16 protein-coding genes are annotated in these 21,062 nt (G+C 63.8%); 7 read left to right on the top strand and 9 right to left on the bottom strand.

Annotated elements, in window-relative coordinates; translation table 11 throughout:
• Positions 1 to 23 precede the first annotated feature (23 nt).
• The 3 genes from uvrB to X742_RS165600 form a co-directional block, all read right to left on the bottom strand.
• Positions 24 to 3,185, bottom strand: a complete 3,162-nt coding sequence (gene uvrB, locus X742_RS165590; protein WP_023770249.1) for an excinuclease ABC subunit UvrB — start codon at positions 3,183 to 3,185, stop codon at positions 24 to 26.
• Between the two features lie 117 nt (positions 3,186 to 3,302).
• A complete protein-coding gene (locus X742_RS165595; RefSeq protein ID WP_032924743.1) occupies positions 3,303 to 4,904 on the bottom strand; it encodes a DUF2778 domain-containing protein in 1,602 nt (533 codons plus the stop codon).
• A gap of 537 nt (positions 4,905 to 5,441) precedes the next feature.
• Complete coding sequence (locus tag X742_RS165600; RefSeq protein ID WP_023770247.1) at positions 5,442 to 6,698, bottom strand: hypothetical protein; 1,257 nt, start codon at positions 6,696 to 6,698, stop codon at positions 5,442 to 5,444.
• 144 nt (positions 6,699 to 6,842) lie between these two features.
• Here X742_RS165600 and X742_RS165605 point away from each other — a divergent pair, with 144 nt between their 5' ends.
• The 6 genes from X742_RS165605 (at position 6,843) to X742_RS1000000175435 (ending at position 12,514) form a co-directional block, all read left to right on the top strand.
• The gene (locus X742_RS165605; RefSeq protein WP_031247646.1) at positions 6,843 to 7,916 is read left to right on the top strand and encodes a CapA family protein; all 1,074 of its coding nucleotides are present in this window, start codon (positions 6,843 to 6,845) and stop codon (positions 7,914 to 7,916) included.
• Positions 7,917 to 8,011: 95 nt separating this feature from the next.
• Positions 8,012 to 9,190, top strand: coding sequence for a DUF3137 domain-containing protein (locus X742_RS1000000175445; RefSeq protein ID WP_023770245.1), 1,179 nt, complete (start codon positions 8,012 to 8,014; stop codon positions 9,188 to 9,190).
• A gap of 698 nt (positions 9,191 to 9,888) precedes the next feature.
• Entirely contained in the window at positions 9,889 to 10,131 is a 243-nt protein-coding gene (locus tag X742_RS165610) for a DUF1344 domain-containing protein (protein ID WP_015316128.1), read from the top strand.
• Positions 10,132 to 10,311: 180 nt separating this feature from the next.
• Positions 10,312 to 12,015, top strand: a complete 1,704-nt coding sequence (locus X742_RS165615) for an FAD-binding oxidoreductase (RefSeq protein ID WP_023770244.1) — start codon at positions 10,312 to 10,314, stop codon at positions 12,013 to 12,015.
• The gene (locus X742_RS1000000175440; protein WP_023770243.1) at positions 12,012 to 12,209 is read left to right on the top strand and encodes a hypothetical protein; all 198 of its coding nucleotides are present in this window, start codon (positions 12,012 to 12,014) and stop codon (positions 12,207 to 12,209) included. The genes X742_RS165615 and X742_RS1000000175440 overlap by 4 nt, the downstream gene beginning before the upstream one ends.
• Positions 12,210 to 12,256: 47 nt before the next feature.
• Positions 12,257 to 12,514 (top strand): hypothetical protein, encoded by a 258-nt coding sequence (locus X742_RS1000000175435; protein ID WP_023770242.1) that lies wholly within the window; start codon positions 12,257 to 12,259, stop codon positions 12,512 to 12,514.
• A 446-nt stretch (positions 12,515 to 12,960) separates the two neighbouring features.
• Here the strand turns inward: X742_RS1000000175435 and X742_RS165620 are convergent, their stop codons facing one another.
• The 3 genes from X742_RS165620 to X742_RS165630 form a co-directional block, all read right to left on the bottom strand.
• Positions 12,961 to 13,482, bottom strand: coding sequence for a hypothetical protein (locus X742_RS165620; protein ID WP_023770241.1), 522 nt, complete (start codon positions 13,480 to 13,482; stop codon positions 12,961 to 12,963).
• Positions 13,483 to 13,626: 144 nt separating this feature from the next.
• Positions 13,627 to 14,757, bottom strand: a complete 1,131-nt coding sequence (locus X742_RS165625) for a hypothetical protein (RefSeq protein WP_023770240.1) — start codon at positions 14,755 to 14,757, stop codon at positions 13,627 to 13,629.
• Positions 14,758 to 14,763: 6 nt separating this feature from the next.
• Positions 14,764 to 15,198 (bottom strand): hypothetical protein, encoded by a 435-nt coding sequence (locus X742_RS165630; protein ID WP_023770239.1) that lies wholly within the window; start codon positions 15,196 to 15,198, stop codon positions 14,764 to 14,766.
• 903 nt (positions 15,199 to 16,101) lie between these two features.
• On the opposite strand from X742_RS165630, the gene X742_RS165635 reads away from it, so the two are divergent.
• Positions 16,102 to 17,040, top strand: a complete 939-nt coding sequence (locus X742_RS165635; RefSeq protein WP_023770237.1) for a diacylglycerol kinase family protein — start codon at positions 16,102 to 16,104, stop codon at positions 17,038 to 17,040.
• Positions 17,041 to 17,126: 86 nt separating this feature from the next.
• On the opposite strand, the gene X742_RS165640 is transcribed toward X742_RS165635, so the two are convergent.
• Genes X742_RS165640 through X742_RS165650 form a run of 3 tightly spaced genes read right to left on the bottom strand, consistent with a single transcriptional unit; the run spans position 17,127 to position 20,874 of the window.
• Positions 17,127 to 18,050: an NAD(P)-dependent oxidoreductase gene (locus tag X742_RS165640; protein WP_023770236.1), complete on the bottom strand. Its 924-nt coding sequence runs from the start codon at positions 18,048 to 18,050 to the stop codon at positions 17,127 to 17,129.
• Positions 18,047 to 19,261, bottom strand: a complete 1,215-nt coding sequence (locus X742_RS165645) for a mandelate racemase/muconate lactonizing enzyme family protein (protein WP_023770235.1) — start codon at positions 19,259 to 19,261, stop codon at positions 18,047 to 18,049. The genes X742_RS165640 and X742_RS165645 overlap by 4 nt, the downstream gene beginning before the upstream one ends.
• The gene (locus X742_RS165650) at positions 19,258 to 20,874 is read right to left on the bottom strand and encodes a GMC family oxidoreductase N-terminal domain-containing protein (protein ID WP_023770234.1); all 1,617 of its coding nucleotides are present in this window, start codon (positions 20,872 to 20,874) and stop codon (positions 19,258 to 19,260) included. Before X742_RS165650 ends, X742_RS165645 begins: the two co-directional genes overlap by 4 nt.
• Between the last annotated feature and the right edge of the window lie 188 nt (positions 20,875 to 21,062).

Here is a 21,062-nt window from a genome sequence, read left to right as displayed (position 1 = left end):
GACAGAGGGGGCGCGAAGGATTGCTACCGTCCCGGTCTGCCCGTCTTCCCCGGCCGGCGCTTTTCTCGGCGGGCGTCTCCTTGGTCCTCGTAGGAGCCGATACCGGAGCGCTGACGGACGATAGGCTTGTTGGCATCGCCGCGATCCTTCGCGCCCCCCTCTGTCCTGCCGGCCCCCACTTGGGGAGAGGTTGGCTGTGGCTTCGCCGGCACTTTTCCCTCTACCGGTTTTTCGGTCCGCCGCACCGTCATCTCGTCGAGCGAATTCTTCTTGAACAACGGCTTGGTGGCGTCGCCGGGAATGCCGAAATCGGAGCCGTGCGCTTCTTCCGCCGACTGCTTCTTGAACAGCGACCGCGACACCGCGCCTGACGGCGTCGGCATGTCGGTACCAGGGCCCATATCGTCCAGTGACGGCTTGGCGAACAGCGGCTTCTTCACCGGCACGGCGCGGTCGGCGCCCATCTCGTCGAGATCGGGCTTGCGGAACAGGTTGGGCCTGGCGGCCTTGGCCGCCTCTTCGGCCGCGCGTGCCTGGTCGAGCCTGCGGAACCGTTCCTGTTCCTCCAATGTCCGATGCTTGGCCACGCCCTTGTTGTGCTTGCCCTTTTCGCGGCCTGACGCGGGACTTTGGCCTTCCACTTCGCGCGCCAGCGGATCGTCGGAGATCGACAATTCCATCTCGTGCAGCCGCTTGATCTCGTCGCGGATGCGGGCCGCCTTCTCGAAGTCGAGATTGGCGGCGGCGTCGCGCATCTGCTTGTCCAGCGCGTCGAGATGGGCCTTGAAATTGTTGCCCATCATGGCGCCGGCGCTGTCGGTGAACCGCGAGATGTCGGCGCGGACATGGTCCTTCTCGTAGACCGAGTCGAGAATATCGGAGATGCGCGACTTGACCGATTCCGGCGTGATGCCGTTGGCGGCGTTCCACTCCATCTGCTTCTCGCGGCGCCGGTTGGTCTCGGCCATCGCCCGCTCCATGGAACCGGTGACCTGGTCCGCGTAGAGGATGACCTTGCCGTCGACATTGCGGGCGGCACGGCCGATGGTCTGGATCAGCGACGTTTCCGAACGCAGGAAACCTTCCTTGTCGGCGTCGAGAATGGCGACGAAGCCGCATTCGGGAATGTCGAGGCCTTCGCGCAAAAGGTTGATGCCGACCAGCACGTCGAAGGCGCCGAGGCGCAGGTCGCGCAGGATCTCGATGCGCTCCAGCGTGTCGATGTCGGAGTGCATGTAACGCACGCGCACGCCCTGCTCGTGCAGGTATTCGGTCAGATCCTCGGCCATGCGCTTGGTCAGCACCGTCACCAGCGTGCGATATCCCGCCTTGGTGGTGTCGCGGATCTCACCGACGACGTCGTCGACCTGGCTCTTGGCCGGGCGCACCTCGACCGGCGGATCGATCAGGCCGGTCGGGCGGATGACCTGTTCGGCGAAGACGCCGCCGGCCTGTTCCATCTCCCAGCCGCCCGGCGTCGCCGAAACGGCAACCGAGAGCGGCCGCATGGCGTCCCATTCCTCGAAGCGCAGCGGCCGGTTGTCCATGCAGGAGGGCAGGCGGAAGCCATATTCGGCCAGCGTCGCCTTGCGCCGGAAGTCGCCGCGATACATGCCGCCGATCTGCGGCACGGTGACGTGGCTCTCGTCGATGAAGACCAGCGCGTTGTCGGGAATGTACTCGAACAGCGTCGGCGGCGGATCGCCGGGTTGGCGACCGGTGAGGTAGCGCGAATAGTTCTCGATGCCGGCGCAGGAGCCGGTGGCTTCCAGCATTTCGAGGTCGAAGCGGCAACGCTGCTCCAGCCGTTGCGCCTCGAGCAGGCGGCCGGCGCGCTCGAGTTCCACCAGCCGGTGCTTGAGCTCTTCCTTGATTGACTTGATCGCCTGGTTGAGCGTCGGGCGTGGCGTCACATAGTGCGAGTTGGCGTAGATCTTGACGCTCTTCAGCTCGCCGGTCTTCTGGCCGGTCAACGGGTCGAACTCGGTGATCGCCTCGATCTCGTCGCCGAACATCGAGATGCGCCAGGCGCGGTCCTCAAGGTGGGCCGGGAAGATCTCGATCGTGTCGCCGCGCACGCGGAACGAGCCGCGCACGAAATTGATGTCCTGGCGCTTGTACTGCTGGGCAACGAGGTCGGCGAGCAAAGCGCGCTGGTCGAGCCGGTCGCCGATCTGCATCTGGAAGGTCATCGCCGTGTAGGTCTCGACCGAACCGATACCGTAGATGCAGGACACCGAGGCGACGATGATGACGTCGTCGCGCTCGAGCAGCGAACGCGTCGCCGAATGGCGCATGCGGTCGATCTGCTCGTTGATCGAGGATTCCTTCTCGATAAAGGTGTCGGTGCGCGGAACATAGGCTTCCGGCTGGTAATAGTCGTAATAGGAGACAAAATACTCCACCGCGTTGTCGGGGAAGAATTTCTTGAACTCGGAATAGAGCTGCGCGGCCAGCGTCTTGTTGGGCGCCAGGATCAGAGCGGGGCGCTGCGTCTCCTCGATCACCTTGGCCATGGTGAAGGTTTTTCCGGAGCCGGTGACGCCGAGCAGCACCTGGGTGCGGTCGTTGTTGTCGACGCCTTCGACCAGATCCTTGATGGCGGTCGGCTGGTCGCCTGCGGGCTCGAAGTCCGACACCATCTTGATGGCGATGCCGCCTTCGGATTTTTCCGGCCGGGCAGGGCGGTGCGGCGTCCACAGCACGCCGTCCTTGTGCAACGGATTGCCGGATTCGATCAGCGCCGAGAGAGCGGCCACCGTGGCGGTGACGCCACTGGACGACATCGTCTCGGCTTCTTCCAGCGAGATGTCGAGCCCGGCGACCGGATTGAGGCCGGCGGCAGTGCGTTCGCGGGCCGACGCGGCCCCGCCCATCGAGGTGCCGCGCGCGGTGCGGCCCGGCGCGGCGGAGCGCTCGGGAATCTTCTTCGGCGACTTGGCGCCGCCGCCTTTGCCCGCGGCGCGTCCTTCCCGTTCAGCCTCCTGCTCGATCTGCTCGGCCCAATCGGAGATCGAGCCGGTCAGCGGCGTGCCCGACAATTCGGCCTGCGGCATCTCGGCGAAGCCGCCCTTTTGCAGCGGTTCCGAGGCGTCGAGGAAATCGGTCAGCGGGCTGCGCCGCTTCGGCGCGGCGCGGTCCTCATCCGCCGTCGGCGGCGTTCTTTTATCTGGGGATTTGGCCATGTCCCGAATATGGGATTTCTCGGCCAAAATGGAAAGAGCGCGATGAGGACGGGCCGACGGCCGCGTCAGGCTCCTGACAGAAGGCTGTCAGGAGGTGGCGGAGGGTTTCGCCTTATCTCAAGCGCCGCTTCCGTTCGACGCGACCCGGGTCGCCGATCCGTTCAGGCGATCCACCACGACGAGGCGGTTGACCTTGCCCTTCTTGAAGGCGGCGAGGAAGCGGGCATAGTCCCTGAAGACCACGCAGCCATTGGATTCGGCGCGACCGCCGCGCAGCATGTAGGTGTGCGCGAGCAGGCCGTTGCGGTTGTACTTGTTGCCGCCGCTCGTCGGGGTCAGGCGGATGGCCTCGACGCCGTGGAAGCGAGATTCGCGCAGCGACAGATTGTAGGTGTTGGGCGGCGTCGGGCCACGATCCTTGACATGGACATAGCGCGGCTGGTCGACCATTGCGCCGAGGCCGGAATGCGCCTCGAGCCGTTGGCCGTCGGGCATGTAGACGGTCTTGGCGCTGATGTCGTAGACGGCGACGCCATGGCCGGCGCCGCTTCCGGCGCTCGGGCCGTTGAACAGGTTCCTGAACGCCTGGCCGAGGCCGCCCGAAGGCGTATCCGGCTTGGCATAGGCCAGCACGTCGCCACCATCACGGGTCCGGCCTTGCCGGGCCGGCTGCTGCCTGGCTTGCAGGACGGGCTTCGGCTGGAGCGCCGGCTTCTGCTCCAAGGCCCTGGGCTGTGTGGCCGGCTTGTCCTCTTCCACGGCCCGGGGTTGCCGAGGCGCGTCATATTGCGGGCGGCGGGTCGGCAGCGGCACGTCGTCGGTGAGCGCATCCGGCAGCGAAGCGGCGTCGCCCGGCTGTTCCTGCTGGGTCTCGACCGGCGCAACCGCGACATCGGGCGAGGATTCGGTCATCGGCAGCGGCGAGGCGAAGGCTTCGTCCTCGACCGGCATCGACTCGACCAGGGCAAGCGCCAGCTGCGCGTTATCGGGCGTTTCCGACTGAGCAAAGCCCATCGGCGCCGGCGCGGTCTGCACGACGGAACCCGTTTCGGCGCGGGCGAAGCGTTCCGCCGCCGGAGCCGGCATGTCGTTGGACAGGCTGGCCATGACCTGGACGGACGGCACGAGGGATGCCTCGGTGACCCGTGGAGCGGCGCTGGAAATCACGGGATGTGTGCTGGCCGCGGTCGCCGATTTGCCCGCGCCGGCGAAGGCAGCGGCAAGCTTTGTCGGCGACAGCGACGCTTCCATCAGTTCGAAGCGCTGCTGCGATTTCGACTTCGCCGGGGTTGGCTTGGCCTGCGCCACCAGGCGCCCGGATTTCTCCGCCTTGGAGGTTATCGCGGCCAGCTTGAAGCAACTGGCACCGCACTGTACGGCATGGTCGTGCAGCGCCTGTGAGCCGCCATGGGCATTGGCCGTCATGAAGGGCGCGGAAGAGCTGAGGAAATGCTGCTTCAGCGGATCGGCGAGAGCGAGCGTGCCCGGCATGGACAGCGTCTGCGGCAGGCCGGCCGACGTTACCGAAAGCGAGGCGCCGACAGAGCTAAGGCCGGCCATGGTGCCGATCAGCCATAGGCCGACGGCGGCGCTGACGCCCGGCACCGCGATCCAGCGGACAACCCGTTCAGGGGTGAAGGATGAGGCACGTGGCGCTTCGAAGGCGGTCTCGCCGCTGCAACGCCTGTCCCCGACAATTTTACGACTCAACAACGCCATGCAACCAATCTTGCTCCAATCGGCTCCCACGTCCGCGGCCGTGATAGCCGCGACGACCATTCTGTGAGTGATCCCAGGTGGTCCCCGACGCGTTTGCCGCGCCTGTCGTTAGTTGCCGATTGCTTCAAAATATGGACAAAGTTGGTTAACCAATCCCTCTCAAAACCAATCGAGAGACGTGGACTTTGTGCCGAAAAAGGCTCGTCCACGACCATGCACGCGGTATTGCAGCCCTTCCAAGGCTTTTTTGCTGCATGTTTTTATCTGCCGAGTCAAGCAGAACAGTCTTTGCCAACCACGCAAAAAGGCGGTTCGGCGCTTCCGGGACAGTGAGGCACGCCAAATGCCTGTCGGCCGAGCCGCCCGGGTGCCAACAGATATTGTTGCCGTCCTGCCACAATTCTTCGGCCAAAAAGGGTCAGCTCTCGGGGCTCATAGCAGGGGTTGTGGTGGGCTTCTACGGCTCCAACGCCGATGTCCACGGTTCCCTACTTTCGGATACGTCGGAGTTCGGCCGACGCGTAGCGTCCGCACCGCTCAGTTGAACCACAGCGCGAACGTCAAAAACCCGCCGCCGCCGAACTGGCGCTGGATCTGGTCGAAATCCTCGCTGGTCAGGATCTTGCCGGTTTCGAGGTAAGGCGCGATTCCGGGGCCGGTGATCGAGAGTACGAGGTCGAAGGGTTTCGGCTCGTCGAAGAAGCGCTTCATGTTGATGCCTTTGTCGGTGATGCGGAAGTGCGGCAGCAGCGCGCGGCCTTCGAGCAAGTCCTCGGCCATCGCCAGGGTGGCGAGCCAGGCCCGGACCTGTTCCTCGCCGACCTGGAGGCCGGTGAGCGGGTTCTCGCCCTTTTGCTGTGGGCCGGGCAGCCATTCGCGGTCATTGTCGGTCTCGGCCCGGATCGCCTTCCAGTCCTCGCGCGACAGCCGGATCATTTCGAGCAGCTCCTGGCGCGCCGCCTTGCGGCGTTCCGGCTCGACAACCGGCCAGTTGATCATGTGCACCATCGAGATGAAATCGGCGATGCGCCATTCCGAGGAGAAGATGCTCGAGCCCATCTCGCTTGGCGGCGGCACGAGGATGTCCTGCAACGGCAGCTTGGCGCGCGGAAACAGCATGTGGAACGAGCCATCGAACGTGCCCTTGAAATCATGCGCCAGCCAGAAATCGGCCTGCGCCATCAGGAATTCCGCATAGCCTTGCAGCCAATAGCCGTCGGCGCGGTCGAAGCGGAACGTGAGCGCGGGGGCACCACCGTCCGGCGCCATGCCCCCGCGCGACAGCGCCACCATGATCGCCGCCATGCTTTCATCGGGCGCGATCGTGCCGTCGTCGTTGAGATCGATGCCGACATGGGTGAGGTCGATGATCATGCCGATAGCGGCATCGGCCGGCACCGAACCAAGGGTGGTGGCGGACTTTGCGAGCCGGTCACGGAAGGCGACCAGTATGGCGCGGAACTCTTCATAGGTCAGCGGCTCGGGATTGGGGTTCGCCGGTACCGGCAACTGCATCAGCGGCAGCATGAAGGATTGCGGGCTCTCGAACCCATGGCGATGCAGGCCGCTGGCCAGCAGTTCCAGCGCGGTGAAGAACTCGCCGGCGCCTGCGGCATAGGCTGACGCTGGATCTTTCGGCGCGGCCGCTTCCAAGGTAGACAGCGCGCCGTCGCGCGCGGCCACGGTCCTCGCCTCGAACAAAGCCGTTGCCGCTTCGGGCATGGCCGCCGATGCGGAGGACAGCGGCACGACCAGAATGAAAGCCGATGCCAGCAGGCTTGCTATTCGTGTCATCTTTTCCCTCCCATTTGTCGCCGGCGACCATACACAGATTTACGACGCCGCGCCTGTCGATGCCGGCACGCCGTCCACATCGTTGCATGATTGTCGCCGGGCACGCTTCAACCGGTCCGGCGGACGGTCTACAGAAGGCCAATGATGAGGCGTGTCGTGTCGAACTATCCGCTCTCCTACAAACTGTCCTGGCTACCGAGGTTCCTGAAACCGTCGCTCGAGGGCGACGTCAACGGGTTCGCGCCGGCATCGGGGACGCTGATGGAGCCGCCACCGAGACAGACGATGCGGCTGGCCTTCATCGGCGACATCTCGGCGGTAGCCAACCGGAGCGCGCCGGACTGCGATCCGGCGATCAAGGCGCTGCTGGGCACGGCCGACCTGGTGATCGGCAATTGCGAAAGCCCTGTCGTCGACAGGCCGAGCGCCGTGCTGGGGACAAAGCTCGGTACGCATCATGCGATGAGCGAACGCTTTCTGGCCGAGGCACTCGCGGCGGTCGGCATTGGGCGCGAAAAACTGGTCCTGTCGCTGGCCAACAATCATGTGTTCGACCAGGGCGCCGCTGGTTTCGACGCGACGGTCGCGGCGTTGAAGCGGCTCGGCATCGGCACCATCGGCCTCGCCGCCAAGGGACCGGTCGAACGCTTCGCTGCCGGGCCGCTCGCTCTCGGCTTCGCCGCTTTCACGCTCTGGCGCAACGCCGACGAGCGCCTGTTTGCCGGCCGCGTCTCGATGGAAGGCGATCCGGCGCGCTGGCCGCGCGAGACGAGTGCTGGGCTCGATCTCCTCTGTGCCGTGCCGCACTGGGATTGGGAGTTCCGGCATTTTCCGCGTGCTGCAACACGGGCGCTGGCTCGGCGGCTGGCCGGGCAGGGCGTCGGTCTGATCGCCGGCCATCACGCCCATGTCGTGCAGCCGGTGGAGCGGATCGGCGGGGCGGTGGTTGCCTATGGGCTCGGCGATTTCCTCGGCACCGCCTTTGCCCGCCAACCATGGCCGGGGCGGATCGGCGGGATTTTCATCGTTGACGTCAGCGCCGATCCGCAAACGCGCGGGACTGTTGCGTCTTACTGGTTCTATCCGTTTGTCCGCCTGCGTGCGGGAGACCACGAGCGTCTGGTGCCGGTAGAAGCATTGGACGTGCCCATGCGGCAAAAAATCGAGGGCCGGCTGGGAGCGGTTTTCCCTTCTTCCCTTGTGGACGTGTGGCCCTGACTGGCGACAGGCCCGACGGGCGGAAAGGAGCATGCGTTGGCGACTTTCCCGCAAAAACGGATATCATGCCGCAATACTGGCGGCGGGGGATGGCGATGGAAACAGCGGATTTCATGCCGGACGCGGCTGCTATCGCAGCCATCAAGAAAGACATCGAGATCCACGAAGCGAAAAGGGCCTCGGTGGCACGCGCGGCCAAGTGGCGCGTACCCTTGTTCGTTGGCCTGGTGGTCGTCTTCGTGGCGCTCATTGCCTGGCTGTTCAACAAGGTCGCCGATCCCAACGAGCAATGGTTCTCGACGCCGCACGTATTTCTCTACGTCATCGGCTTCGTGGTGGCGATCGTGCTCTATTTCCGGGCGATCAGGCCGGCGGCGAGGCTGCAGCAATCGTTTCGCCAGACGCTGATGCCGATCATCTTCGGCTTCATTGGGGATATGCGCTACCAGCATGACGTGACGCCGCATTCCTTCGACCGACTGCCGCGCGAGACCGTCGGCGGTTTCACCATGAGCCGCTTCGACGATATCATCTCCGGACGCTATGACGGATTTGCGTTTGAACTGTACGAAGCCGACCTATGGGACGGGGGCGCCACCAAGAACAAGGCCACCACGTTCAAGGGCGTCGTCGTTGCCTTCGAAACCATCGAGCCGTTTCCAGGAATATTGGTCGCCGCGCGACGTGCCAGCGGCGTGATCGGCTTTTTCCGCGGCATGTTCGCGGCCAAGATGCAGGAACTGCCGTCCGGCGTGCCGGAGCTCGACGACGNACTGTACGAAGCCGACCTATGGGACGGGGGCGCCACCAAGAACAAGGCCACCACGTTCAAGGGCGTCGTCGTAGCCTTCGAAACCATCGAGCCGTTTCCAGGAATATTGGTCGCCGCGCGACGTGCAAGTGGCGTGATCGGCTTTTTCCGCGGCATGTTCGCGGCCAAGATGCAGGAACTGCCGTCCGGCGTGCCGGAGCTCGACGCCGCCTACGAGTTCCGCACCAACAATGTCGAGGCGGCGCGGCCGCTGGTGACCGGCCGCCTGGCGCAAGCGCTGAAATGGCTCGGCGAAACCTGGCCGGACGAACCCGCGCGTGTCGCGCTCAACGGCAGCGACGGTTTTCTGCTCCTGCCGCAACCGAAGAACTTCTTCGAACTGCCTGATATTTCTGTGCCGCTCGACTATGCCAGCCATGTCGCACCGATGATTTCGGACCTGGGTGCGATGCTGGCAACCGCGGCACTTGTGCGCAAGATCGGCGCGAAGGACGAAGCTTAGCTGGCGGCGTCGTCAGCAGTCGAAGCCGTACACGTCGCGCATATAGTCGACCTACATCACGCAGACGGCGGAGGCAGGGGCTTCGGACAAGGCCAGGAACTCGTCGAGGCTGGCAAGGGCCTTTGCATCGCCTCCGTCATCTCGGGATCGCTGGAGCAAAGATCAGCGTCTTGTCATCGCCCGGTTCGGCGCCTTGCGCGCCAGCCAGGCTGGGTTGTCGCCAGCATCGGGGACAGCGTGGTCCGGACGGCCATTTTCGTGGAAGTCCCCTTTTATGACAACGCGCGACACCAATTCGCGTTCGCTTGGAGTTTGCAACCTGAGCGCCAGATTCGTGTTTGCCGGGTAGGAGGATCGCGCCGGCTCGCGACATAAAACGTGTATCGATGAAAAAATCGAAGTCCTGTTTCGTGATGCGGCCGGGAAGGGATTGCGGCGGCCACGTGATCGCCGATGGCGCCGGCCGCAATTCGGCAAACGACTCTTTTTGCGCGGGGAAGAGCCTTCCATAAGGGCGCGTAAGCTGTCGACATCGGCGGCTAGGAGGCTATTGTGTCGGGATTAAGCCGATGATTTCCTTGCGAAAATACATCCAACGTGATTTGCGGACAGTGCTCTTTCCGCTCCAGTCTCCGGCCGTTCGGTGCTGCCCTCTCCCAAGCGGTACCGGAAAACCGAAACAGCACGGAGTGCTATCCATGAAGAAGACCCTCGCAACCACCGCCGCTCTGCTCGCCTTCCTAGGCACGGCCTATGCCGCGACCGTTCAGGGCACAATCCAGGCGGTCGATCCGACAACCAAGTCGGTCACCCTCGACGACGGCAAGATCTACCAGCTCTCGCCCGATGCGTCGGTCGGGAAACTGAAGGTCGGCGCCAAGGTGGCGGTGACCGTCGACGACAAGACCGGCATGGTGACGTCGATCAAGAAGGCCTCGTAGAGACTGCCGATCGGACTCTGAGACCCTGCTCCAATCTGGCCGGTTCCTTGGGGAACCGGCCATTTTCATTAGCTTGGACACTTACCGCAAGGCGACGACGGTGGCGGAACGCCGTTGCGGCAGCGACGCTATGGTTTTCGCCAAAAGGCCGCGCTATTCCTTGGCTGCCGGGGGATCTGCATGGCCGAGGAACAAAAGGGATTTCGCCTGTCGCGGCGGCTGCTGCTGGGCGCGGCCGTCTTCGGCGGCGCCGTGCTGTGGGGCGGCGCCACCGTGGCGAGGCTTGCGCGCGGCCCGTCAGGGCCGAAGAACACCGGACGTATCGCCGATGTAGACGGCATCGCGCTGCCGCTGAAGCCGATCGCGAGCCCGCCCGCCTTCGATCCGTCGCTGCCCTGGCTGGCCAAAGGCGGTGACATCAACGATGCCAGCGGCCTGTCGAGGACGCCGGTCTATGGCGTCGTCGAGGTCAGCGAGGACGAGCATATCGCCAAGGCGCTCGCCTTCGCGCGCGCCAACGGGCTGAAAGTGTCGCTGGCGGCCATCCGCCATTCAATGGGCGGGCATGCTTTCGACGACAATGCGCTGGTTCTGGATCTGAGAAGGTTCAACAAGGTTACGGTGGACGCCGTGGCCAAAACCATGACCTTGCAGCCGGGCGCGTGCTGGCACGACATCCAGATCATGCTGCATCCGCGCTTCGCGGTTAAGGCGATGCAGTCGACCGACATTTTTTCGGTCGGCGGCTCGCTCTCGGTGAACGCGCATGGCATGGACCATCAGGCCGGCTCGGTGGCCGGCTCCATCCGCTCGATGCGGGTCATGATGGCAGACGGGTCGGTGACCATCTGCTCCCCAACCGAAAACATCGAGCTGTTCCGACATGTCGTCGGTGGCTACGGTCTGTTCGGCGTGGTGCTGGAGGCGACGCTCGACATCGTCGACAATGCCGTCTACCGCACCTCGCGCGAGATCATCAAATCCGACGATTTCCCGAAATTCTTCGCCGAGGTGCTGGAGCCGAACAAGGACATCGGCCTGTTCTACGGGCATCTGTCGACGGCGCCGGGTAATTTCCTCGAGGACATGATCGTCTACCGTTACGATAAGGTGGCGGAGCAGCCGCCAACCGACCAGCCGGCGCTCGGCGAACCCGATGGCGTTGGCCTGAAGCGGGTGATCATGAACATGGCCAAATGGGGCAGCGCGTTCCAGGAACTGAAATGGTTCACCGAAAAGACGCTGGAGCCGAAATTCGAAAGCTGCACGGTGCCGCGTAGCTCGGCGCTTGCCCAGGGCGAGGCCTGTCTCGTCACCCGCAACAACCCGATGCACGATTCGGTGCCGTATCTGTTCAACGACCTCATGGGCGAGACCGACATACTGCACGAATATTTTATTCCTCGCGCGAGCTATAATCCATTCGTCGCGGAAGCGCGCGAAATCCTGCGCAACCAGGACCTGCCGGTGCTCAACGCCTCGGTGCGGATCGTCCACAAGGAGGACGTGGCGCTGACCTATGCGCCGGAGCCGGCCTATTCGCTGGTGCTCTATATCAACCAGCCGGCCGACGCCGATGGCAATGCCAAGATGCGGGCGCTGACGCGCGCGCTGATCGACGTGACGATCAACCATGGCGGGCGGTTCTTCCTGCCCTACCAACTGCACTATACGGCCAAGGAATTGCTGGCGTCCTATCCCGAACTTCCGGCCTTCCTAACGGCAAAGCGGCACTACGACCCGGCGGAATTGTTTTCCTCGACCTTCTACCGGGCCATCAAGGCGCTGAGCGGGGTTGACGCTAGGAGACGTATCAGCGGCGGCACTCACCCTCATCGCGCTGTGCGCTGGACCGGCGGGCGCCGAGGGACCTCAAGGCTTTGACCATCGACGGGGTGGCGGTCAATATCGATCCCGGCGAGAGCGCCGACGTGACGCTGCCCGGCGGCAAGAAGAGCAAGGTGACGCTCGAACGCAACGATTTCGCCACCTTTTCGGGCGGCAGTTTCTCCTTCAACCATCCAAGCACCATGTCGGCGACCAAGACCGATCTTGGCGAAACATCACGCAATATCTGATGGCTTCGGCGCTGGGCACGATCGTCGTGGTGTAGGAATACGGCAAGATGAACCCGGTGGCGCTCAACCAGCTGATGCTGCAGGAGATGACCGGGGAATCGGTGCAGGCCGGCGCCGAACTGACGCAGCAGCCGACGACACGCAAGCTTCCCGACGGCAAGGAACTGACCGGCATCCGCGCCGAGGTGAAGACGCGCACCGATACCGCGTATTTCGAGATCGTCGGCTATGGCTTCGCCGATCAGGGGGGCCGTTGTTCATCACGCGCGTCGGCAGCGAGGACCAGGGCACCGAACAGCCGTTGATCGACAAGTTCTGGAGAGCCTGAAGGTAAAAGATGTAGCGGCGGGGTAGTGTCTCAGTTTTGATTTCGGCTGTGGGTTGAAGACGCCCCGCTCCATTGACATATTCTCAAGAACGAATTGCTCAGCATTGGTGAGCTATGAAGCGAATGGCCAAACCGGACCCACAGATAGATGAGTAGCTCCCAAATGGAGAAATATGTCTGGGCCTCGATCTTATATTATGTCGTGGTTGCAGTTGGATTTGTGATTTCTATCGCAATCAGCATGTTTGGATTTTTTTGGGGCCTCTTTGCGCTGTTCGGATATTTGGCGCTGATCATGTCTCTCAACGCATGGCGACTGAGACGGCATCCGCGAAGCATGTATCAAGTCGAATTGACCAAACGGAGAGTGGGCGGCTTATCACCGCTGGATAGAACCGGCCAGCGGCCGAGACGCTAGCGCGATTACAGCCCGGTCGGCATCAGGCCGGCCAGCCAGTTCACGGAGCGCTTTGCCGCGTCGGCGGTTGCCGAAGCGGCGCGGCCGAGATCGGTCTTGACCACGGCGTAGCCGTTCTTCGTGCGATAGAGCACGCCGGTTCCGCCATCGACCACCTGTTCATAGGCGACGGGCCGGGCAGCGGCCGCGTCCAGAGCCGTCGTCGGCGAACCGACCGGGACACTCGGCCGATGGCTGAGCTCCGGCGGCAGCGGGCTTTCCGTCCTGACGGCCCGGCTGGCGGGCTTCAGTTCCGGGCCCGAGGCGATCGCGGCAAGGTGCGAGGAGGACGCCGAGCCTTTGGCGCGGCAGATGCCGGACACCAGCGGATAGTTGAAATTGCGCTCGTGCAGAATCTGGCTTTTCATCGCGGCTTCGCACTCGGCGATGGTCGACCATTTGGCCGGCGTCTCGCCGATATATTCGCACAGCTTGGCGTCGCAGTCGCAGCCGACGATGGTCATGGCGACAAGGGCGGTCTTGATCACGGGTCTCGTCCCTTCGAGATACCCCCCGGCAGCCCATTCAGGATACTGCCTCATTCCATCGCGCGCGAACAAGGCTGGATTTGGCCGCGATTATGGAATGAGCGTGGCAAGTCTCCGATCTCGGCCGAGCGTGGCCGAAAGGTCTCAATAATCGTAGACGTGTTCGAGCCTGGCGCCGGCCTTGATCAGCGACGGCAGCACCAGATGCAGCTTGCGCACGGCCACGACCATACCGGTGCGGCGTGTCGAGGGATCCGCGGGAAGCGGATAGCTGAACAGGATGCGCATGCCTTCGGGAATGGCGATGGAATCGGTCGACAGCACCGTGACCATGATCTCGTCATTGCCGCCGATCTCGACAAAGGAGACACCCTTGTCGATGAGCCGCGGGATCATGTCGGTGAACACCTGGTAGCGCTTGGTGACGAAGACGGTGCCGTCCACGCCATAATCGCGTTCCAGCAAGGTGTCGGGCTCGTTGCGGGTGGCTTCGCCGACCGGCCCCTTGGCCCAAACATGGACGTTGAGGACGGCCGGGTCGGCGGTCGCCGCAAGCGCCTTGGTGATCAGGTCGGCATAGCCTTGCTTGATGGTGTCGGCGAGACCGAAGGCCAGCTTGCGTTCGCTGGTGCGGATGGAACTGTCACCAGGCGCCGGCTGCACCGCGAACAGCCCGGCGCGCTTCTCGGCATAGGGGAACTGGTACCACGGCACCTGGTCGAGGAAAGAGGCATACTCCGCGGCCACCTTGGCCTGGTAGATGTCGGCCGCCGTGCGCTTGGCCGACGTCGCCTCGGTGATACGACCGACCGTGTTCTCATAGGTCCATTGCAGGATATGCTCGATCGAATGGCTAGTGCCGATGATGACCAGCATCTGGTGGTTGGCGTAGTTGAACTTGTAGGGAGAGCTGGCGCGGATCACCGTGGCATAGTCTTGCCAGAAGCGGCCGACATAGGACCAATAGGGAAAGCCGCTCGGCTGGTCCTTGGCGACGAAACCGGCATATTCGCGCGCGGCGTAGACGATCGCCCATTCCGGGTAGGTGAGAAAGGTCGACTCCTCCGGCCGCTGGTAGCCGGGGATTTCGGCGCGCACCTTGTCGGCCAGCGCCTTGGGCGGCGCGCCGTCGGCAATGCCGGGCAGCGGCGTCCTGTCGAGCGCCGGCGTCGTCAGGAAGCCATAGGCGAGGCCGGCGATCGGGATCAGGATGACGATCACGACCAGCCAGAGGATCGCCTTGATGATGCGCTTTATCAAGCGGAACAGGACCATGACCCGTCAGGCCGTGGCGAAGTGGTCGTAGATGCGCTTCGACAGCCAGAAGCCGATATAGACGGCGATGCCGCCAATGACGATGTGCGGCAGGTTGGCGAAGAAGCGGGCAGGGAATTCGATGTCGTTGAGGGAGCGGAAGCCGTTGATGAAGATACCGGCATCGAGGCAGCCGGAGCCGGTGATCAGCCCGAGCACGCCGTCGAACAGGTAGACCGAGCCGAACAGCTTGAAATAGAACACCGACTGGCGATGCGAGATGAAGGCGGCAGCCAACGCCCAGACGCCGGAGAAGGCGTGCAGCAGGTCGTCGTACCATTGCAATGAGAACAGGCCGAACAGATTGCCGTCGGCGTCGTTGAAGGCCGGAATGTAACCGATGGCCACGACGCCGAAGAACAGGAACGCGTAGGCGACGGCAAGCTTCTGGATCAGCGTCATAAAGTATCCCCCTTCAAGCAGGCTGTTTGGAAACTCTGCTCCGGCGGCCATCTGATGGCGTTTTCCGCGCTTCCGCGTTCTACTGCGTCGCAGTAGACCTTAGCTCACGGACCCATATGTCCGCTGCGCTCCGGTTCTCGAAACCACCACCATATGACTCGCCAGAGCGAGTTCGAAACAGTCTAGAGCACGTCACCGAACGGACTCTGAAAGGCGATACTAACCGATTTTAGCGCACGGTGAAGCGGCGCCCGCAACTTCGCCGGGAAAGAACGTTGAGGGAATTAAAAGACAGTCGGCGCCGGGATTTCTCCCAGCGCCTCCCTGTCAGATCAGGACACGGTCGCGGCAGCAACTTCCGTAAAGTCGTCGCGCCATGCCGGCCTTGATTTTGACGGTCCTGCCAGAAGCCACCCGAGAGCAGCATCCGTTCCAGACCACGCCGGTCTTGGCCCTGGCGGGCTTTGCCCTGCGTGCCATCGAAGGTTTTTGCCGTCCTTCATGGCAGCATCGGTCCGCCGTCGGCGTTGGCACGCTTTCCGCGGCCCCGTAGGTCTCGGCTTCCGTCCCTTGAACAAGCAAGCCTGCTCTCGTTTCGGGCCGTACGGGCCTCAGGAAATCCGCCTTTCACTTCGCCTTTCGGCTTGATGATCGGTAGCCGCCTGAGATGGGTTGAACTTACGCCGGGTAAGGGGTTTGGGGAATGGCCGGACCCCTGTGGATAGCGGGATTATCGGGGACCAATGCCAGAAGCCAGGGAAGTTCAAGCGCGAACGCCTTGGACAGCCTGCCCCGCGCTTTTTGGCATTCATGGCCGAACGCGCCCTTGCTCCGCCGCCCGGTACGAGTTTGAATGCCGGCAAAGGATCGGGCATCCATGTCCGGCGCCGGGGAGGGCGAAACTTGAAGGTCGGGGTGGTGCTCAATCCGATTGCTGGTGGCGGCCGGCTGAAACGGCATTGGCCTGACGTCGCCGCCGCGCTGAAAAAGCACTTCGGCGATTTCGAACTGCGCGAGACGCAGGCCGAAGGCGACGCCGAGCGGCTGGCGCTCGATCTCGCGGCAAACGGCTTCGACCTGGTGATCGCGGCCGGCGGCGACGGCACGGCGAGCGAGGTGGCCGACGGCTTGCTCCAGGCCCGAGAGGAGGGCGGCAGGACAACCGAGCTCGGCCTCCTGCCTTGCGGCACCGGCATCGATTTCGCGCGCGGCCTCGGCCTGCCGAAAGAGATCGGCGCGACGCTGAAACGGATTGCCGAGGCGAAGGCCAGGGCGGTGGATGCCGGCCGCATCTGCTATATCGACGACCATGGCGCGCTGGCCAGCCGCCACTTCATCAACATCGCCAGCCTTGGCTTGTCGGGCGCCACCGACCGCGCCGTCAATGCCGACAAGCGCAAGGGCAGGATGTCGGCCAAGGCGCTGTTCCTGTGGCGCACCGTGGTCGAGTTCATCCGCTACCGCTTCCAGGACGTGCGGATCACCGTCGATGACGGCACGCCGGTCGAGGCGCGCATGGCGCTGGTGGCGGTGGCCAACGGCAAATTCTTCGGCGGCGGCATGATGATCGCGCCCGATGCGGAACTGACCGATGGACAGTTCGACATCGTCATCCTGCGCGCGGCGGGCAAGCTGAAGCTGATCTGGGACATCCGCCTTCTCTATGGCGGGCGGCACCGCAATCATCCAGCGATTACCATCCTGCGCGGCAGGAAAGTGGTAGTCGAACCGCTCGGCGACGTCGAGAAGAATGGCGCGCTGGTCGACATAGACGGCGAGTCGCCCGGACGCATACCCGCGACCTTCGAGATCCTGCCTGGTGCGTTGATGGTGAGATATTGAATCAAGGCGTTGAGGGTCTGGTTCAAGTCTTTCCGGAACTGAATCCGGTTATCTATTCAAGTGGAGGAAACTGCGTAGTCTTCGGATCACCGATCGACTTCCAGCCTGGCCGGAAAACCCGGCGCGCGCAGGTCGGTGCCGACGGTATCCTCAAGCAATTTAACGATCTGGGTCGACCAGGCGTCGCCGCCATAAGCCGCCTTGCCCTGCTCGAAAATCGCATTGACGCGTGACGCCAGATCGAGCGGCACGCCGGATTGTTCGGCCATGGTCAGCGCGAAGCCAAGGTCCTTCAGCGCCAGGTCCATGGTGAAGCCGATATCGTAGGAGCCGTTCAGCACCAGTTGGCTTTCGGTCTCGTGGACGAAGCTGTTGCCTGAAGACGCGACGATGGCGTGGTAGGATTGCGCAAGGTCGAGCCCGCCTTGCTTGGCCAGCATCAGCGCCTCGCCGGCGGCGACCAGATGGATGAAGGCCAGCATGTTGGTGATGACCTTGATTACCGCCGCGGAGCCGATCGGGCCCATCAGGAACGACTTGGCGCACATCGCTTCGATGGCCGGACGGTGACGCTCGTAGAGGGTGGCGTGACCGCCGACCAGCGCGGTGATCTTGCCGACGGCCGCCAGATGCACACCGCCGGTGACCGGGCATTCCAACGTCTCGATCCCCTTGGCCGAAGCGAGGGCGGCCAGCCGCAAAATCTCGTCACGGCCGTTGGTCGACATCTCGATCCATATGCCGCCCCTGGGCAGCCCTTCCAGCAATCCGCCCGGGCCGGCCAGCACCGCCTCGCTGACTTTTGGCGAAGGCAGGCACGTGATGGCATTGCCGGCCCGCGCCGCAGCTTCGGCCGGTTTGTTGGCGGCCGTCGCGCCGAGCGCGACAAGGCGCTCGACGGCTGCGGGGTCGCGGTCGACGACGGTGACGGCAAAGCCGTTGCGGATCAGGCTGGCGGCAAGGTTGCCGCCGAGATGGCCAAGGCCAATGAAGGCGTAGCTCTCGCTCACGGCATCAGCGGCGTCTGCATCATCTGCAGATGCAGGTCCTTGCCGGTGTAGGGATGGGCGTCGCAGACCGCCTCGTTGAGCTCGACGCCGAGGCCCGGCTCCTTCGACGGGATGACATTGCCGTCCTGCCACTCGATCTTCTTCTTCAACAGCGTGGCGTGGAAACCGTCCCACTGCTTCAGCGATTCGAGGATGAGGAAGTTGGGCAGCGTCACCGCGAGCTGGATGTTGGCGGCGCCGACAATCGGCCCGCAATAGCAATGCGGCGCGACCTGGATGTGATAGGCCTCGGCCATTGCCGCGATCTTCTTGGTTTCCAGAATGCCGCCGGAGCGGCCGAGGTCCGGCTGCAGGATGGTGGCGGCGCGGTTCTCGATGACACGGGCAAATTCGGATTTGGTCGTCAGCCGCTCGCCGGTGGCGATCGGGATCGAGGTCGCGCGGGCGACCTGCGCCATCACTTCGGGCATGTCGGGCGGCACCGGCTCCTCGAACCACAGCGGATCATAGGGCTCGATGGCGCGCGCCATGCGCAGCGCGCCCGATGCGGTGAACTGGCCGTGCGTGCCGAACAGGATATCGGCGCGGATACCGACCGCCTCGCGGATGGCCTTGATCATGCGGGTGGAGACATCGATATCGACGAGGCGCGGCTGGTGGCCGTCGAAGGCGGTGTAGGGGCCGGCCGGGTCGAGCTTGACGGCATTGAATCCCTGCTCGACATATTCGAGCGCGCAGGCCGCCGCCATCTCCGGGTCGTTGTAAACATTCCTGCCGTCCGGCGCGTCCTCGGAATGGACGCTGCCGGTGTGCGGATAGAGATAGGTGTAGGAGCGAAGCGTCTCGTGCACCTGGCCGCCGAGCAGCTTGTAGACCGGCTTGTTGGCCTCCTTGCCGATGATGTCCCAGCAGGCCATTTCGAGTGCGGAAAAACAACCCATGCCGGTCACGTCGGGGCGCTGGGTGAAACCGGAGGAATAGGCGCGGCGGAAGAAGTTCTCGATGTCGTGCGGATCGTGGCCGATCAGATAGCGCTCGGCCATGTCCTCGACGAGCTTGGCCGTGACATGGGCGGAGAAGGTGGCGTTGTAGGCTTCGCCATAACCGACCACGCCGCCATCGGTGGTGAGCTTGACGAAGATGAAATACTTGCCGCCAATGCCGGGTGGCGGGTTGCCGACAACCCATGTCTTGACGTCGGTGATCTTCATGTGTGGTCCTCCAGAACCAGTTCGGCGCCCTTCCACCCGGTCATAACCGAGGCGGCGTTGGTGTTGCCGGTGATGTTGTCGGGAAAGATCGAGGCGTCGATGATGCGCAAGCCTTCGAGCCCGTGCACCTTGAGGCGCGGATCGACGACGGCGCGCGAGGGGTCGGGTCCCATGCGGCAGGTCGAAACCGGGTGATAGACGGTGCCGGAGCGTTTTCTGAAATCGGTGATCAGGTCGGCGTCGGACCGGATCGACGGGCCGGGCAGCACCTCTTCGGCGATGATCTCGGCCATGGCGGGCATCGAGGCGATCTTGCGCACGAACTTCACCGCGTCGAGCATCTCGGTCACGTCCGCATTGGTGGAATAGGCGTTGGCGACGATCTTGGGATAGTCGAGGGGATTGCTGGAGCGGATCATGATCTGGCCCCGGCTCGATGGCCGGCAGTTGGACAGGCCGATGGAGAATCCCGGCCACGGGTCCGGCGTCAGGATCGGACGCTCGCCGTTCTTCGGGATGAGGGTCGAGAAGGCCTGGAAGTAGAGCTGCATGTTGGGCCGGGAGAATGCCGGATCGGTGCGGAAGAAGCCGCCGCCATGGTTCATCGACAGCGACAGCGGGCCGGAGCGGGTCAGGATATATTGCATGCCGACCAACAGCTTGCCCCACCAGGGACGCAGGATCTGGTTGAGCGTCGGCAGCTTGCCCTTGAAGGTGTAGTTGATGCCGACATGGTCCTGCAGATTGGCGCCGACATTCTCGTTGCCGTGCACGACCGGGATGCCCAAGCCTTTGAGCAGCGCCGCCGGGCCTACCCCGGAGAGCTGCATGATCTGCGGCGAGTTGATCGAGCCCGCGGACAGGATGATTTCGAGGCCGGCGCGGGCCGTCTTGGTCTGGCCGTTCTGCAAATACTCGATGCCGACGGCGCGCTTGCCTTCGAACAGGATGCGGCTTGCCAGCGCGTTGGTCTCCACGCGCACGTTGGCGCGCTTCATCGCCGGGCGCAGGAAGGCACGGGCGGCCGACATGCGGCGGCCGTTCTTGGTCGAAATCTGGTAGATGCCGACGCCTTCCTGGGCAGCACCATTGAAATCGGGGTTGAGCGGCAGGCCGGCCTGCTGGCCGGCGGTGAGATAGCGCTTCGTCAGCGGGTGGACGGCATCAGTTGTGTCGCTGATATGCAGGGGACCGCCGCTGCCGCGCCATGCGTCGGCACCGGCTTCATTGTCCTCGAGCGCCTTGAAGGCCGGCAACAGATCGTCATAGCCCCAGCCGGGATTGCCGGCGGCGCGCCAGTTATCGAAGTCCTCGCGGGCGCCGCGGATCCAGACCATGGCGTTGATCGAGCTCGACCCGCCAAGCAGCTTGCCGCGCGGCCAGTGGTCGACATTGCCGCCGAGGCCGGGATCCGGCTCGGTCTTGTAGTTCCAGTTCACCGCGGGATCGAAGAAGGTCTTGCCATAGCCGAGCGGCATCTGCACGTAGAAACGCCGGTCGCTGCCGCCGGCTTCCAGCACCAGCACCGAGAAGCGGCCCGAGGCCGACAATTTGTCGGCCAGAACCGAGCCGGCCGAGCCGGAGCCGACGATGATGAAGTCATGGGTCTGCATGATGAAAATGGCGGCTCCGGAAATCTGGCGCAGCCTAGACGCCATGGGTTCGCCGCGTCGCCGCGCCTTCCGGCATCGGTTGTGAAAAAAGCGACTGGTATCCCGGGCCGCTTTCGGGGAATGCCGACAATCGCACTTGATATGCATGGGGTCGACGGACTATGCGGTGATCTTACTTGGCGCATGAT

The organism is Mesorhizobium sp. LNHC229A00 (assembly GCF_000502415.1).
Lineage (GTDB): Bacteria > Pseudomonadota > Alphaproteobacteria > Rhizobiales > Rhizobiaceae > Mesorhizobium.
This window is presented reverse-complemented; position numbering and strand designations above follow the sequence as displayed.